Annotated in this window: 11 protein-coding genes; 5 read left to right on the top strand and 6 right to left on the bottom strand. The window is 65.6% G+C overall.

The window, feature by feature from the left end:
* Positions 1-90 precede the first annotated feature (90 nt).
* Both J2X62_RS25105 and J2X62_RS25110 read left to right on the top strand, forming a co-directional pair.
* Positions 91-1,320 (top strand): aminotransferase class I/II-fold pyridoxal phosphate-dependent enzyme, encoded by a 1,230-nt coding sequence (locus tag J2X62_RS25105; protein WP_027496449.1) that lies wholly within the window; start codon positions 91-93, stop codon positions 1,318-1,320.
* Positions 1,317-2,882 carry an NAD-dependent epimerase/dehydratase family protein gene (locus J2X62_RS25110; RefSeq protein WP_032370672.1) on the top strand — a complete coding sequence of 522 codons (1,566 nt, stop codon included), beginning with the start codon at positions 1,317-1,319 and terminating at the stop codon, positions 2,880-2,882. The genes J2X62_RS25105 and J2X62_RS25110 overlap by 4 nt, the downstream gene beginning before the upstream one ends.
* On the opposite strand, the gene J2X62_RS25115 is transcribed toward J2X62_RS25110, so the two are convergent.
* Positions 2,866-3,393: a DUF1992 domain-containing protein gene (locus J2X62_RS25115; RefSeq protein WP_094642961.1), complete on the bottom strand. Its 528-nt coding sequence runs from the start codon at positions 3,391-3,393 to the stop codon at positions 2,866-2,868. The two genes, J2X62_RS25110 and J2X62_RS25115, sit on opposite strands and share 17 nt — an antisense overlap.
* A gap of 101 nt (positions 3,394-3,494) precedes the next feature.
* Positions 3,495-3,746 carry a hypothetical protein gene (locus tag J2X62_RS25120; protein WP_027496446.1) on the bottom strand — a complete coding sequence of 84 codons (252 nt, stop codon included), beginning with the start codon at positions 3,744-3,746 and terminating at the stop codon, positions 3,495-3,497.
* Between the two features lie 94 nt (positions 3,747-3,840).
* Between J2X62_RS25120 and J2X62_RS25125 the strand changes: the two genes are divergently transcribed.
* On the top strand, positions 3,841-8,382 hold the full coding sequence (locus J2X62_RS25125) for an ATP-dependent helicase (protein ID WP_283348042.1): 4,542 nt from the start codon (positions 3,841-3,843) through the stop codon (positions 8,380-8,382).
* 51 nt (positions 8,383-8,433) lie between these two features.
* The gene (locus J2X62_RS25130) at positions 8,434-9,207 is read left to right on the top strand and encodes a DNA-formamidopyrimidine glycosylase family protein (RefSeq protein WP_027496444.1); all 774 of its coding nucleotides are present in this window, start codon (positions 8,434-8,436) and stop codon (positions 9,205-9,207) included.
* A 163-nt stretch (positions 9,208-9,370) separates the two neighbouring features.
* On the opposite strand, the gene J2X62_RS25135 is transcribed toward J2X62_RS25130, so the two are convergent.
* The 3 genes from J2X62_RS25135 to J2X62_RS25145 all read right to left on the bottom strand — a co-directional run bounded on the left by J2X62_RS25135 (position 9,371) and on the right by J2X62_RS25145 (position 13,977).
* Positions 9,371-11,101 (bottom strand): glycerol-3-phosphate dehydrogenase/oxidase, encoded by a 1,731-nt coding sequence (locus tag J2X62_RS25135; RefSeq protein WP_027496443.1) that lies wholly within the window; start codon positions 11,099-11,101, stop codon positions 9,371-9,373.
* 99 nt (positions 11,102-11,200) lie between these two features.
* Entirely contained in the window at positions 11,201-12,433 is a 1,233-nt protein-coding gene (locus tag J2X62_RS25140) for a PLP-dependent aminotransferase family protein (protein ID WP_052073821.1), read from the bottom strand.
* A gap of 140 nt (positions 12,434-12,573) precedes the next feature.
* Positions 12,574-13,977, bottom strand: a complete 1,404-nt coding sequence (locus J2X62_RS25145) for an NAD(P)H-quinone dehydrogenase (RefSeq protein WP_027496441.1) — start codon at positions 13,975-13,977, stop codon at positions 12,574-12,576.
* 181 nt (positions 13,978-14,158) lie between these two features.
* Here J2X62_RS25145 and J2X62_RS25150 point away from each other — a divergent pair, with 181 nt between their 5' ends.
* Positions 14,159-14,623, top strand: coding sequence for a gamma-glutamylcyclotransferase (locus tag J2X62_RS25150; protein ID WP_027496440.1), 465 nt, complete (start codon positions 14,159-14,161; stop codon positions 14,621-14,623).
* A 37-nt stretch (positions 14,624-14,660) separates the two neighbouring features.
* On the opposite strand, the gene J2X62_RS25155 is transcribed toward J2X62_RS25150, so the two are convergent.
* Complete coding sequence (locus J2X62_RS25155; protein ID WP_027496439.1) at positions 14,661-15,824, bottom strand: M20 family metallopeptidase; 1,164 nt, start codon at positions 15,822-15,824, stop codon at positions 14,661-14,663.
* Positions 15,825-15,829 lie beyond the last annotated feature (5 nt).

Here is a 15,829-nt window from a genome sequence, read left to right on the forward strand (position 1 = left end):
CGAATACCAATCGCCCGCGCCGCCCGCTCCGAATGAACTCATGAATTCGCGACAATCCACAATCGACTCTGTGAGGAGTTCTGGTACACGATGGTTGTCAACAGATTGATGAAACGACTCGGCGGAGACGAGCGCGTGGATTTGCTGCGCGCTGTTCGAGACGCCGATGTGGTCCCGTACTTCCGCAAGATGGAATCGGCCGTTGCACCGGTCGTTCGCGTCGAGGGCCGGGACAAGATCATGCTCGGATCCAACAATTACCTCGGCATTGCCGACCATCCCAAGGTTGTCGAGGGTGCCCAGCACGCGCTCGACACATTCGGCAGCGCAGTCACCGGAAGTCGTTTGCTCAACGGCACTCTGGACCTCCACCTCGAACTCGAGCACGAGATCGCTCAGTGGCACGGAACGGACGACGCACTCGTCTTCACCACGGGCTACCAAACGAACCTCGGAACGATCAGTGCGATCGTCGGCCCCGGTGACACGGTGATCGTCGATTCGGCGGCCCACGCATCGATCCGCGACGGCAGCACTCTCTCGGGCGCGTCGGTGGTCAAGTTCAAGCACAACGACATGGCCGATCTCGAAGCCAAACTCCAGCAACCCGTCGTCGACGACGGAGCCGTGCTGGTGATCGTCGACGGTCTGTACTCCATGGAGGGCGACCTGGCACCGCTCGACGTCGTCTCCGAGCTGTGTATCCGCTATCACGCAGCGCTGATGGTCGACGAAGCCCACAGCCTCGGTGTCTACGGGCCCGAACTCACCGGAGCGGCAGAGCTGTTCGGCATCACCAAGGACGTCGACGTCACGATGGCGTCACTGTCGAAGAGCCCCAGTTCCACCGGCGGGTTCGTGACCGGCTCGAGCGACTTGATCGACACCCTCCGGGTCAAGGCCCGCGCCTTCCTGTTCACGACCTCCGGTGTGCCTGCTGCGGTGGGTGCCGCATTGGCTTCCGTCCGCCTGATCCGAAGCGACGAGGGCAAGGATCGGGCTCGGCGCGTACTCGACAACGCCGAGATCCTGCGCGGCGGACTGCAATCGGCCGGCCTCGACGTGGCAGGCCGCTCGTCCACACCCCACGGCGATACGGCCGCCCCCATCGTCTCACTCCACATCGGCGACGACCTCGTGGCCATGAGTCTATGGAAGAACCTCTACGACCGCGGCATCTTCACCAGCGCCGCGTTGCATCCCGCCGTGCCGAAATCCGGCGCCATACTTCGCCTGTGCGTGATGGCAACGCACACCGAAGAACACCTGTCGACCGCCACGGAGCAGATCATCGAGGCCGTAGCGGAGCTGCCCTCATGAGTGAGCGCCACCGCGGCGTGCGTATCGCGGTCACCGGAGCCACCAGTGACTTCGCGGCCGCGATTCTCCCGAGGCTGTTCGAGGATCCCGAGGTGGACGCGGTCGTCGGGATAGCCCGTCGCCCAGCCCGAATCACGCACTCGAAGTTCACCGCGATCCGCTCGGACATTCGCTCTCCCGACCTCGAGGAGACGTTCGCCGAGTGCGACGTCGTGCTGCACTTGGCGTTCGTGGTCGAGGAGCTCAAAGACAAGACCGAGACCCACGACATCAACCTGCGCGGGTCACGCAACGTCATCGATTCGGCATATCGAGCAGGCGTGGGGAGAGTGGTGATCGCGTCCAGCATCAACGCGTACGGTGCCGACATAGCTCCGGAGCCGCTCACCGAGAACAGTTATCCAGCAGGCGATCCCAATCGCTACTACTTCTACGACAAGGCCGAGGTAGAACACTATGCGGAGTGGTGGCTCCGTAGGCACCCCGGTGAGATGGCCATCTCCATGTTGCGGTGCACGTACATCGTCGGACCCGACTTCGCCAACGACGGGATCGACCAGTTCACCGGGCCGATCGGTGCATTCCCGGAGGCGGATCGAGCCTCGTATCAATTCTTGTATCAGGACGATATGGCCGACGCCTTTCACCGCGCGGCCAAGACCGACCTCGTCGGTCCGTACAACCTGGGTCCGGTGGACTGGGTCGGCGTACGTGAACTCGCTGCGATGCAGGGCCAGTTGATGTTCGACGTTCCACAGAAAGCGGCGACGCGTATCGCGAACATCGCCTTCGCCCTGGGCCTCACGCCGTTCTCCGGGCAGTGGGTCACGCCCGGAGAGCCCATCGTCGATTCGACCGCGCTCGGTGCCGCCACCGGCTGGGCACCCACCCTCACCTCCCACGAGGCTGCCGCCGTGATGATTCTGCTCCAGGGCAAGTCGCTGCTGAGGAGTCAGGACGCCCTCGAACGCGACCTCGCCTGCGAGGCAGCGTTGCGGCCGGCCTCCGACGCGGTCGCGCTCGCCCGCGCAGACGTCGCCGGCCTCGATATCGTGCACCGGCAACTCGACATCGCCGGCGGGCGAGTGCACATCGAAGTACACCGATCGGCGACGGTCACCGACCAGTCGGTCGTGCTGGTTGTCGATGCCGGTCTGCATGCCCGCTACCTGACACCCCTGGCGGCCGAGATCGCACGGGCAGGCGTCGACGTAGTGGTATTGGATCTCCCCGGCCACGGCCTGAGCACCGGGCTGCGCGGTCGATCATCGGCTACCCAGACCGTCGACGCGATCGACGCCGCATTGCGCTTTGCTCGCACGCACCTCGACACCGCCCCGGTTGCGCTCCGCAGCGGAGTCCGGCACGCGACCGACACCGTGGTCGGCGGCCTGCGCCGGCGCGCAACCGGGTGGACGACACTGGAGGAACCGATGTGCCCCGACGGACTGTTGCCTTCTCGAGTTCGCGTGGACGGCACAGCTGCGCTTCCGTTCGTGTCCACTGCGGCGGACGCTCTGGCCTACTGCGCCAGGACGATCGGACTCAGCGCCACCAGCTGAGCCTGCTGCGAACGCGCGCGAACCACGATGCACCGTCGTGGTCCGCCGCCGAGGGCCGGCCCGACGTCACAGCCGACTCCGCGTCGTGCTGTCTTTCCAGGCGGTCGACCTCGGCTCGATTGGTACGCCACCGGGACACCCACGTCTCGACATCCACGGGGCCGAGCGGCACGATCGGCGGGGTAGGAAAGCGAATCCAGTCGACGATGCGAGCGTTGAGCTCGTCCAACACGTCTCGTACGGACTCCTCGCGCCGGAGACCGATCAACGTCGAGGGCAGCCGCTCGATCTCTTTGCGCAACGCCAACGCCGTGGGCAAGAGCGCATCGACCGGCAGGTTCTCTCGCCTCAGATAGCCGCGAACCCACCACAGTTCGTCGTCGGAATCGCCCATCGGGATGGGTTTACCGGTGCCGTCGAGTCCTTCGAATGCGCCGGCGTCCTGCGCCTCGCGGATCTGTTTGTCGACCCAGGACTCGAACGTGACTCCTGGCTTCTTGCGTTCGGTCACTCTATCGACTGTAGAACCGGCCGCGCGCGTTCGCCAGGTGCGCCCGAGACGAGTGAGCCCCGATCCCCTGCAGGGGTCGGGGCTCACTCGAATGCGTCGGCTCAGCCGTATTCGGCGACCAAGCGGTCGAACTCGTCACGGTCGATCACTTGAGGCTCGTTGATGGCCAGCGCTTGGGCGTACTTGCTCGCCAAGTGGTAATCCCGGCCGAGTGGACCGTGCTCGGCGTCGTCCTCGTCCGATTGGATGCTTGCACCCGGCGGCACCTCGTTCTGCAGGCCGTTCGTCTTGCTGCCGAGCAGTGCGTCGAGTTTCGCGGAAATCTTCTGCATGATCTCTTGGTCGTCGGTCATGGCCACCGGGTACCCGAATCGGGCGAAACGACACCGCAGCGCAGAGCTTCGCGCTCCGGGGTTACCTGTCGGTGCCTCGGGGCATGATGGTGGGATGGCCACGCACAGTATCGGCACCGACATCATGGAGAAGCTGTCGCGGCCGACTCGCGAGTGGTTCAACGGCGCATTTCCGGCCCCCACGTCGGCGCAACTCGGTGCGTGGTCGTCCATTTCCAGCGGATCGCACACCCTGGTGGTCGCGCCGACCGGCTCGGGCAAAACACTGTCGGCATTCCTGTGGGCCCTCGACGAGCTGGCCCAGCTGGGTGCGGACAGCACCCGCAAGACCAAGGTGCTCTACATATCGCCGCTCAAGGCTCTGGCAGTGGACGTCGAGCGCAACCTGCGAGCTCCGTTGGTCGGCATCACCCAGACGGCCAAGCGTCTCGGTCTGAACCCGCCGGAGATCTCCGTCGGAGTCCGCTCGGGCGACACCAGCGCTGCCGATCGCCGGACCATGATCAAGACTCCGCCGGACATTCTGATCACCACTCCCGAGTCTCTGTTCCTCATGCTCACCTCTGCGGCGCGGGACATCCTGGCCGAGGTCGATACGGTGATCGTCGACGAGGTGCACGCCGTCGCAGGCACGAAGCGTGGCGCGCACCTCGCAGTGTCCCTCGAGCGGCTCGACGCGATGCTGGACAAGCCCGCGCAACGCATCGGCCTGTCCGCGACGGTGCGCCCCCACGAGGAAGTGGGCCGATTCCTCGCCGGTGCCGCTCCCATCGAGATCGTCGCTCCACCCGCTCCGAAGACTTTCGACCTGACGGTTCAGGTGCCCGTGGAGGACATGACCGAACTCGGCGTCACCGACCCGAATGCGGACACCTCCGCCGCTCCCCCGGCTCAGGGATCGATCTGGCCGCACGTCGAGGAGAAGATGGTCGATCTCATCCTCGAGCACAAATCGTGCATCGTCTTCGCCAACTCGCGCCGGCTCGCGGAACGACTCACCGCGCGGCTCAACGAGGTGTACGCCGAACGTATCGGCGGCGGAGTCGATACCGAGCACAAACCACCATCTCAGGTGGGCACCGCATCCGACGTCAACCACGGTGCCGATCCTCTGCTGGCACGGGCCCACCACGGCAGTGTCAGCAAGGATCAGCGCGCGCTGATCGAAGACGATCTGAAGACCGGTCGTCTGCGCTGCGTTGTGGCCACCAGCAGTCTGGAGCTCGGAATCGACATGGGCGCAGTCGATCTGGTGGTCCAGGTCGAGGCACCGCCGTCGGTGGCCAGTGGCCTGCAGCGCGTCGGTCGCGCCGGCCACCAGGTGGGCGAGATCTCCAAGGGCGTGCTGTTCCCCAAGCACCGCACCGATCTCATCCATTGCGCGGTCACCGTCGAACGCATGACGTCGGGCAAGATCGAGGCCCTCTTCGTCCCGGCCAATCCCCTCGACGTCCTCGCCCAGCAGACCGTCGCGGCGTGCGCACTCGAACCCATCGACGCCGAGGACTGGTTCGAATCCGTCCGTCGCACCGGCAGTTTCGCCACCCTGCCCAGGTCTGCCTACGAGTCGACACTCGACCTGCTCTCGGGCCGTTACCCGTCGGACGAGTTCGCCGAACTACGGCCACGGCTCGTGTGGGACCGCGACGCCAACACTCTCACCGGCCGTCCCGGGTCGCAGCGACTGGCCGTCACGTCCGGCGGCACCATCCCCGACCGCGGTTTGTTCACCGTCTACATGGTGGGCGAAAAGCAGTCTCGGGTAGGCGAACTCGACGAGGAGATGGTCTACGAATCGCGAGTGGGCGACGTGTTCGCACTCGGTGCCACCAGCTGGCGCATCGAAGAGATCACGCACGACCGGGTGTTGGTCAGTCCCGCATACGGCCAACCGGGCAGGCTGCCGTTCTGGCACGGCGACGGCCTCGGTCGACCGGCCGAATTGGGCCGGGCCCTGGGCGAGTTTCTGCGGAGCACCACCGACCGCAGCAACCTGGCCGAGCGGCTGAGCACCGACGGTCTCGACGCCAACGCAGTCAACAACCTGATCGCTTTGCTCGACGAACAACTCGAGGCCACCGGCCAGCTCCCCACCGACAAGACGATGATCGTCGAGCGATTTCGCGACGAACTCGGCGACTGGCGATTGGTGCTGCACTCCACCTACGGTCAGCAGGTACACGCGCCGTGGGCCCTCGCGGTCGGCGCGAGGCTGATCGAGCGATACGGCATCGACGCCGCCCCCACCGCATCCGACGACGGCATCATCGTCCGGCTACCCGATACCGACGACCAGCCGCCCGGCGCGGAACTGTTCGTGTTCGAGCGTGACGAGATCGCCGACATCGTCACCGAGCAGGTCGGTGGATCGGCATTGTTCGCGTCGAGATTTCGCGAATGTGCCGCTCGCGCACTGCTTCTGCCCCGCCGCAACCCCGGCAAGCGGGCACCGCTGTGGCAACAACGGCAGCGTTCGGCACAGCTGCTCGACGTCGCTCGTAAATACCCCACGTTCCCGATCCTGCTCGAAACCGTGCGCGAGTGCCTGCAGGACGTCTACGACCTCCCCGCCCTCGAAGACATCCTGGCCCGCATCGGGCGACGCCAGATCAGGATCGTCGACGTCGAGACGCCGTCACCGTCACCGTTCGCGAATTCGTTGCTGTTCAACTACGTCGGCGCTTTCATGTACGAGGGCGACAGCCCGCTCGCCGAACGCCGGGCCGCCGCACTGTCTCTCGATTCGGCGCTGCTGGCCGAGTTGCTCGGACGCGTCGAGCTGCGAGAGTTGCTGGACGACAGCGTCATCACCACCACCGAGCTCGAGTTGCAGCGACTGCCCGAGGACAGACACGCCAAGGACATCGAGGGTGTTGCGGATCTGCTGCGGCTGCTCGGTCCGCTGACCGCCACGGAAGTCGGACAGCGCACCAACGGCGACGAATATCCGCAGTGGCTCGCCGAGTTGGCCGATGCAAAGCGGGCAATGGAAGTTTCGTTCGCCGGCCAGAACTGGTGGACGGCCATCGAGGACGCGGCTCGCTTGCGCGATGCACTCGGTGTTCCGCTACCGATCGGCACTCCCGCCGCGTTCATCGAGCCCGTCGACGACCCACTCGTCGACCTGATCAGCCGGTACGCCCGAACCCACGGACCGTTCACCCTCGACGACGCAGCAGCGCGGTTCGGCGTCGGTACCGCCGTGGTGCGTGACGTCCTGCGCCGACTGGCCGTCGACAAGCGCGTCGTCGAAGGCGAATTTCGTCCCGGTGCCACGGGCAGCGAATGGTGCGACGCGGAGGTTCTTCGGCGATTGCGGCGGCGATCTCTGGCGGCGGCACGGCAGGAAGTCGAACCCGTGTCCACCGCCACGCTCGGCCGCTTCCTGCCGGCGTGGCAGCACGTGGACAGTCGTCGGTTGAGCGGGATCGACGGTGTGGCAACGGTCATCGAACAGCTTGCGGGCGTGCCCGTTCCGGCGTCGGCGTGGGAATCTCTCGTGCTCGCCTCCCGGGTGAGCGACTACAGCCCCGCCATGCTCGACGAGTTGACCTCGACCGGCGAGGTGTTGTGGGCGGGCCACGGTGCAATCTCGTCCAAAGACGGTTGGGTGAGCCTGCACATGGCCGATACCGCGCCGCTGACTCTGGTGCCCGCCGCCGAATCCGACCTGTCCGAGTTGCAGATTCGCATTCAGGACGCAGTCGCCGGCGGCGGTGCGTACTTCTTCCGCCAGCTCTCCGACACCGTCGGCAGCACCGACGACACGGCTCTGCAGGCTGCGCTCTGGGAGTTGGTGTGGGCCGGACGACTGAGCAACGACACGTTCGCGCCACTGCGAGCGCTGTTGAACTCGACGGCCACCCGCTCCGCCCCGAGTCATCGATCACCGCGTCGAACCCCGCGCCTGCGTTCCTACCGTCAGTTCGAGCGGCCGTCTCTACCCACCCGCACCGGCCCCCCGACGGCCGGCGGTCGGTGGTCACGGTTGCCCGAACTCGAACCGGACCTCACCGTCCGGGCTCATGCCACCGCAGATGTACTTCTCGAACGCTATGGCGTGGTGACGCGTGGTTCGGTCATGAACGAAGGGGTCCCCGGCGGGTTCGCCACGATGTACAAGGTGCTGACGGGGTTCGAGGATTCGGGTCGCTGCCGACGCGGATACTTCGTCGATTCGCTGGGCGGCGCTCAGTTCTCCACCTCCGACGTCGTCGACCGTTTGCGCAGCTACGACGAACCGAAGAAGAACGCCACCGCCGTCGTACTCGCGTCCTGCGATCCGGCCAACCCGTACGGCGGAGCACTGCCCTGGCCGAAGGCCGGCGGCGAAGACACCGACGACACGACGAAGCACCGGCCGGGTCGCAAGGCGGGAGCGCTGGTCGTACTTGTTCGTGGGGAGTTGACGATGTTCGTCGAACGTGGCGGGAAGTCGGTGCTGACCTTCGGCGACAACACCGAGGACATCGCTTCTGCAGCAACGGCATTGGCGACCACGGTCAAGCGCGGCGGGGTGGACAAGTTACTGGTCGAACGGATCAACGGTCACGACATCCACGGCACGGACTTCTCCAAGACGTTGACCGCGGCCGGTTTCTCGGCGACTCCCCGCGGACTACGCCTGCGGCGCTGAGGCACCGCACCACTGACGAAGAAGAGAACCGAAGAACGAGAGAGGACGTAGATGCCCGAGGGCGATACCGTCTGGCGCGCCGCCAACACTCTGCGGGCAGCGCTCGAGGGCCAGCAGCTCACTGCCTGCGACATTCGTGTACCCCGTTACGCCACAGTCGACTTCACCGGCGAAACGGTCGAGTCTGTCGCGTCGAGGGGCAAACACCTGCTGATCAGAGTGGGCGGCTACTCGATCCACTCGCACCTGAAGATGGAAGGCACCTGGCACGTTTACGCACTGGGGGCTCGCTGGCGTCGTCCGGCCTTCCAAGCGCGGATCATTCTGAACACCGAGAAGGCGCAGGCCATCGGATTCGAGCTGGGCGTGCTGGAGATCCTCGAGAACGAGGACGACGCTGTCGGCTATCTCGGACCGGATCTACTCGGACCCGACTGGGACCCAGGTGTCGCCCTGACCAATCTGGAGTCGGACCCCGGCCGACCGATCGGCCTGGCCCTGCTCGATCAGCGCAACATAGCCGGACTCGGCAATGTCTACCGCAACGAGATCTGCTTCCTTCGCGGAGTCGATCCCCGCACGCCGGTCGAGGACTCCGGAGACCTGAAGAAGATGATCGACCTGTCCTTCCGCACCATCACCGCCAACAAGAATCGCAATCAGCGCGTCACCACCGGGGATCGTCGCGCGGGCCGTCACTTCTGGGTGTACGGCCGTGAGAACAAGCCGTGCAGGCGGTGCGGTACCACCATCGAGTTCGGACTGATCGGCGACAACCCACTCGAAGAACGGCAGATCTACTACTGCCCGCACTGCCAGAGATGACCGGCCTTCACAGAGCTTCGTCAGGTGAGACCAAGCCTGCTCACAGCTTCGCCGATCACCATGGATCGTATGTTGACACTTGCGATACTCACCCTGCTGGTCATGGCTGTCTCCGGCGCGACGGCTGCTCGCGCACCGCGGACGCTGGTTCGGGTTCCGTGACTCAGAGGGTCCGGACGGGTTCGAGAATTTCCTGACGCGCTTCGGGGGCGACGACGCGCAGGGCGTCGGCAGATTCGTCGTCCGGCTGACGCTGCGACGCGATCTCGGCCTCGACCCGAGCCCGGTACGTGTCGACCTCACGGTCGACCGTGGCCTCGTCCCACCCCAGGATCGGGGCGATGAGTGCGGCGACCTGACCCGCGCAGTTCATCCCACGATGCGAGTACTCGATGGAAATCCGGGTGCGCCGCGACAGCACGTCCTCGAGGTGCAGTGCGCCCTCGGCCGCAGCGGCATAGACCACCTCGACCTGCAGATAAGCGGGCGCGTCGGTCAACGGTTGCAGCAGTTCGGGTTTGCCGTCCGCCATGGCCAGCACCTCGTCGATCAGCGAGCCGTATCGGTCCAGCAGATGAGTCACTCGGTGCGGATGCAGCCCGTGTACTTCACCCAGGTGCGGGGCCTGATTGACCAGGGCGAAGTAACCGTCCGCGCCGACGAGCGGCACCTTCTCGGTGATCGACGACGCCACCCGCGCCGGGATGTCCTCGGCCGCGAGATCCACTGCGTCCTCGGCCATCACCCGGTAGGTCGTGTACTTGCCACCTGCGATGGCAATGAGTCCCGGTGCCACCCGCGCCACCGCGTGCTCACGGGACAGCTTGGACGTCTCGTCGCTTTCACCCGCCAGTAGCGGCCGCAATCCCGCGTAGACGCCGTCGATGTCGTCGTGCGTGAGCGGCGTGACGAGCACCCCGTTGACTTCGCCGAGGATGTAGTCGATATCGGCTTTGGTCGCGGCGGGGTGCGCGAGATCGAGGTTCCAGTCGGTATCGGTGGTCCCGATGATCCAGTGCGCGCCCCACGGAATGATGAACAGCACGGACTTCTCGGTGCGCAGAATGATCGCGGCTTCGCTGACGATGCGATCGCGCGGCACCACGATGTGCACACCCTTCGAGGCCCGTACTCGGAAGCGACCACGCATGTTCGACAGCGACTGTATTTCGTCGGTCCACACGCCCGTGGCGTTGATCACCACGTGCGCACGCACCTCGGTGGTGGCCCCGGTCTCCGAATCTCGCACTCGCACACCGGAAACACGGTCGGCTTCACGGAGGAACCCCACGACCTGAGTGGATGTACGCACCACCGCGCCGTAGTGGGCTGCCGTTCTGGCGACGGTCATCGTGTGCCGCGCGTCGTCGACGACGGTGTCGTAGTACCGAATTCCGCCGATCAGCGATTTCCGCTTGAGGCCGGGCGACATCCGCAGGGCACCCGAACGGGTCAGATGCTTCTGTTGCGGAACCGATTTGGCACCGCCCATCCGGTCGTACAGAAAGATACCCGCCGCGATGTACGGGCGCTCCCACCCCCGATGGGTTAGGGGGAACAGGAATTTCAGCGGTTTGACCAGATGCGGCGCGAGTGTGGAGAGCGAGAGTTCACGTTCGTGCAGCGCCTCACGGACGAGTCCGAACTCGAGTTGTTCGAGGTAGCGAAGGCCACCGTGGAACATCTTGGACGAGCGAGAGGACGTGCCCGACGCGTAGTCACGCGCCTCCACGAGCGCCACCTTCAGGCCTCGTGTTGCGGCGTCGAGCGCGGCACCCGAACCCACGACGCCACCGCCGACGACCACGACGTCGAATTGTTCGCGTCCGAGCTGGTCCCACGCCTCCACCCGTTGGGTGGGTCCGAGGAACTTCGTGTTCGATCGGTTGCTCACTGGACGCTCCCTGTCCTCGAAAATTCCTCGCGATGTCTCCCACGTCAGGCTACCGCCCCAGGTCGGCCGAGCGCAGAACCAGCGCAGGCTGGTCGCGGTTCAGCTCCGCCGTGTCATCGACGCATGTGCCGCGCTCAGCCGCCGCACCGCCTCGTTCAGCACCTCCGGTGTGGAGCCGGCGAAGCTCAACCTCAGCGAGTGGCGGAAGTACTCGGCCGACGTAGACGTTGCAGCGCGCACGAACGCGCTACCCGGCACGAACGCGACGCCGTGCGCGAGCGCCACAGCGAGCAGCTCGGTGGTATCGGTCCCGTCACGAAAGGTCGCCCATGCGAACATTCCACCTGTGGGTCGCGAGACGTCCAGCGCCGAACCGAATTCCCCGGACAGAGCGCTCGTCAATGCGTCTGCGCGACAACCGTACTCACGCCGAAGATCGGTCAGGTGGGCCGCCAGCCACTCGGTGTCGCCCAGCAGGTCGGCCGCCATCAGCTGTGTCAGCGAGGAACCGCACAGATCGGCACCCTGTTTGAGCAGTTCCACCGCCGCGCACACTCGGGGCGGGGCAACGAACCATCCCACGCGCAGAGTCGGCGCCAGGATCTTCGACGCGCTCGACAACCTGACGACACGATCGCTGTGACACGCGATCGGCAACGGGGACGGTCCGGATTCGATTGTGTCGAACCAGATCTCGCCGTACGGATCGTCCTCGATGATCCAGAATCCGTACCGGTCGGCCAGGGCCGCGAGTCGGCGACGGCGAGCCTCGGTCATCGTCACGCCGCGGGGGTTGTGAAAGTTGGCGACCGTATGGACCACCGCGGGCCGCAGGCCGGCGAGCAGCCGCGCTTCGAGCTCGTCGACATCCATCCCGCCATCGGTGATGGGGATGGATTCGATCTGCGCCTCGGCAATCGAAAACACCTGCAGCGCTCCGGTATACGCCGGTTCGTCGACCACCACGACGGCACCCGGGTCGATCAGCGCCTGCGCGAGCAGTGTCAAGGCCTGCTGCGATCCGTGCGTCACGACGACGGATTCCACCGGAACGGTACCCCCTTCGCGTGCGAGGGTTTCCCTGGCTGCAATGACGCGGCGCAGGGCTCGGTGGCCGGAGGTCTCGCAGTACTGCACTGCGTCGGAGTGTCGCAGCACTGCGTCCGCTGCGGCAGCGATGCGGTCGACCGGTATGAGATCTGTGGCCGGTAAACCGCCGGCCAGGCTGATGATCTCGTCGCGAGCGGTCAGGGCCAGAAGGTCGCGGATGGCCGAGCTGTCGAGTGTTGCGGTGCGTCGGGCCAAGCCGGCAAACGGATGAATCGAAGACACGAAAGAGACTCCAGGGCAGCAGGGACGGGAAGAACGGCCCGCGGATCCGCAGAGTCGAAGAGAGAGCGGACGGGTGTGTCCGCTCTCTCGACTATGTCATGTGCGTCCGAAATATGAAACGCGTTTCTCACATTGCGAGATCAGTCCAGATCGTCGTGCGCCATCAGCTGGCGCGCGGCCTCGATGACCGAACCCGACAGCGACGGATAGACCGAGAACGTGTTGGCCAGGTCGTTCACCGACAGATTGTTCTGCACGGCCATCGCGATCGGAAGAATCAACTCCGATGCGCTCGGAGCAACCACCACACCACCGATGACCACACCGGTGGCGGGGCGACAGAAAATCTTGACGAAACCACGCTTGAGACCACTCATCTTCGCTCGCGGGTTGGTCGTCAACGGCAACATCACCGTGCGTGCCGGTACGTCGCCTGCATCGATCGCGGACTGTGCGACGCCGACCGATGCGATCTCGGGCCGCGTGAACACCGCCGACGCCACGGTCTTGAGCTTGATGGGACTGACGGCCTGGCCCAGGGCGTGGTACATCGCGATGCGTCCCTGCATCGCGGCCACCGACGCCAACGGCAGCAGACCCGTGCAGTCACCCGCCGCGTAGATGCCCGCGACCGCAGTACGAGACACGCGGTCGACACGCAGGTATCCACCCTTGTCGAGCTCGATCCCGACCTTCTCCAAACCGAGTCCCGACGTGTTCGGGACCGATCCGACGGTCATCAGCGCGTGGCTGCCCTCGACGGTGCGCCCGTCGGACAGCGTGACGACGATACCGTCGTCGGTGCGGACGACCGAGTCTGCGCGGGCATGCTTGACGAGGGTGACGCCACGTTCGTTGAACGCGTCTTCGAGCACAAGGGCAGCGTCCTCGTCCTCGTGCGGGAGGACGCGATCGCGGCTCGATACCGCGGTGACCTTGACGCCCATCTCGGTGTAGGCCGAGACGAACTCGGCACCGGTCACACCGGATCCCACGACGACAAGGTGTTCTGGCAGTGCTTCGAGGTCGTACAACTGCCGCCAGTTGAGAATGCGTTCGCCGTCCGGCTCGGCACCCTTGACGACGCGGGGGCGCGCTCCGGTGGCGACGAGGACGACATCGGCGTCGAGAATTCGCTCCTCGCCGTCGGCCAACACCGCCTTGATCTGGTGCGAGGCCAATCCGACGTGCGTGTCGATCATCTCGGCGCGACCGGCCAGTATTTCGACGCCCACCGAGGTGACCCGGTGCGCGATGTCGGTGGACTGCGCCTGCGCGAGGCTCTTCACTCGCGAATGAATCTGGGGCAGCGCGACCGCTGCCTGTGATGGGTCGAGTGAGATTCCGAGGTCGCTCGCGCGACGCATCTCGGTGCGAATGCCGGTCGAGGCGATGAACGTCTTCGACGGCACGCAGTCCCACAGAACGCACGCACCACCGATGCCGTCGGAATCGACGAGCGTCACCTGTCCGCCGTGCTGCGCCGCCACCAATGCTGCTTCGTACCCTGCCGGACCACCACCGATGATCACAATCCGGGTCATTGATCCTCTTCTCGCGTGCTGAAATCTTTGTACTGTGTCACGTCAACGGTATTGCAGTGTCCGGTTCCGCGCGTCGGTAAGGCTAGCTTCACTCCACCCGCCGCTCGGCGTACCTGCGACGACGCACCGAAACACCACCACGGGGCGTCAACGGGCGGCGATACGGTTTAGGCTGGCCGACGTGCCAATTTATGCCGCCTACGGATCGAACATGCATCCGGAGCAGATGTTGCAGCGTTGCCCCCACTCACCGCTGTCGGGAACCGGGTGGCTGCACGGGTGGCGCTTGACCTTCGGCGGTGGCGACATCGGCTGGGAGGGCGCGCTCGCCACGATCGTCGAGGACCCGGACTCACAGGTCTTCGTGGTGCTCTACGACGTCTCCGATGAGGACGAGGAGAGCCTGGATCGGTGGGAGGGCTCGGAGCTCGGCATCCACCGCAAGATCCGGCTGCGCATCGAGACCGGAGGCGAGCCGGTCCTGGCGTGGCTCTACGTTCTCGACGCCTACGAGGGTGGCCTACCGTCGGCACGCTACCTCGGGGTCATGGCCGAGGCCGCCGAAATTGCCGGTGCCCCAGCCGAATACGTGCGCGACCTACGCACCAGGAACAGCCGCAACGTAGGACCGGGCACCACGTCGTAGAAGTTCGCGGTCAGCGGCGACGACAACCGCCCGACCGCTAGTTCGGGTCCAATGCGATTCCGGTCATCACTTTCACACCCACGGCCAAGGCTCGCTCGTCGAGGTCGAATGTCGGCTGATGGATGTCGAGTTGCGGACCGGTCCCCGACCACACGCCCAGTCGGGCCATCGCTCCCGGCACGTTCTCCAGGTACCACGAGAAGTCCTCGCCGCCACCGGACTGCGCCGTGTCGGCCAATGCTGTCGGGCCGACTCGGCCGATGGCCTTCTCGAAGGTGGCCGTGGACGCCGGATCGTTCACCACAGGCGGTACGCCGCGACGGTAGTGCAGCTCGAAGCGCACCCCGGTCGGTGCCAGCAGACCGGTGACGATCTCGGAAACGAGCGGCTCGAGCAGCGCCCACGTTTCGTGGTCGCCGGTCCGTACTGTTCCGGTGAGCATGCCGGTCTGCGGAATGGCGTTGGGGGCCTGCCCCGCCACGACCGCGCCCCAGACCATCACTGTGCTGGTTCGCGGATCGATTCGTCTGCTCAACATGCCGGGCAGCCCGGTGATGACGGTGCCCAACGCGTAGACCAGATCGGTCGTCAGATGGGGCCTCGACGTGTGCCCGCCCGGCGAGTCCAGACGCAATTCGACGGTGTCGGCGGCGGAGGTGATGGCCCCGACACGCACTCCCACCTGCCCCACCTCGAGCCGAGGATCGCAGTGCAACGCGAAAATCTTCGACACCCCATCGAGCGCTCCCGCGGCAACAGCGTCGAGTGCACCGCCCGGCATGACCTCTTCGGCAGGCTGGAAGATCAGCCGAACCCCGTACTGCAGGTCCGGCAGCGACGCCAGCGCTAGTCCGGTCGCCAGCAACACCGTGGTGTGGGCATCGTGCCCGCACGCGTGGGATACGCCGGGAACCGTCGACGTGTACGGCGCACCGGTGATCTCCTGCAGCGGCAGCGCGTCCATGTCCGCGCGCAGCGCGACGCGCGGGCCGTCGGGACCGATATCGCAGATCAAGCCCGTACCGCCGGGCAGAGGTTTGGGTGACAGGCCTGCCGCCGACAGCTGCTCCATGACGAACGCCGTCGTAGCGAATTCACGACGGGCCAGTTCCGGATGGGCGTGAATGTGCCGACGCCACAGGGACAGATCTTCTGTGTGAGCCTGGATCCACCGATCGATCGCGGCTTCACGTGAACTCATCCGAA

It is taken from the genome of Rhodococcus sp. 3258, from assembly GCF_031456475.1.
In the GTDB taxonomy this organism is placed as follows: Bacteria; Actinomycetota; Actinomycetes; order Mycobacteriales; family Mycobacteriaceae; genus Rhodococcoides; species Rhodococcoides fascians.

What these genes read in the sequence shown, in the direction of transcription:
- J2X62_RS25105 (WP_027496449.1), top strand. Translation starts at nt 91, where the DNA reads ATGGTTGTCAACAGATTGATGAAACGACTCGGCGGAGACGAGCGCGTG.
- J2X62_RS25110 (WP_032370672.1), top strand. Translation starts at nt 1,317, where the DNA reads ATGAGTGAGCGCCACCGCGGCGTGCGTATCGCGGTCACCGGAGCCACC.
- J2X62_RS25120 (WP_027496446.1), bottom strand. Translation starts at nt 3,746, where the DNA reads ATGACCGACGACCAAGAGATCATGCAGAAGATTTCCGCGAAACTCGAC.
- J2X62_RS25125 (WP_283348042.1), top strand. Translation starts at nt 3,841, where the DNA reads ATGGCCACGCACAGTATCGGCACCGACATCATGGAGAAGCTGTCGCGG.
- J2X62_RS25130 (WP_027496444.1), top strand. Translation starts at nt 8,434, where the DNA reads ATGCCCGAGGGCGATACCGTCTGGCGCGCCGCCAACACTCTGCGGGCA.
- J2X62_RS25145 (WP_027496441.1), bottom strand. Translation starts at nt 13,977, where the DNA reads ATGACCCGGATTGTGATCATCGGTGGTGGTCCGGCAGGGTACGAAGCA.
- J2X62_RS25155 (WP_027496439.1), bottom strand. Translation starts at nt 15,824, where the DNA reads ATGAGTTCACGTGAAGCCGCGATCGATCGGTGGATCCAGGCTCACACA.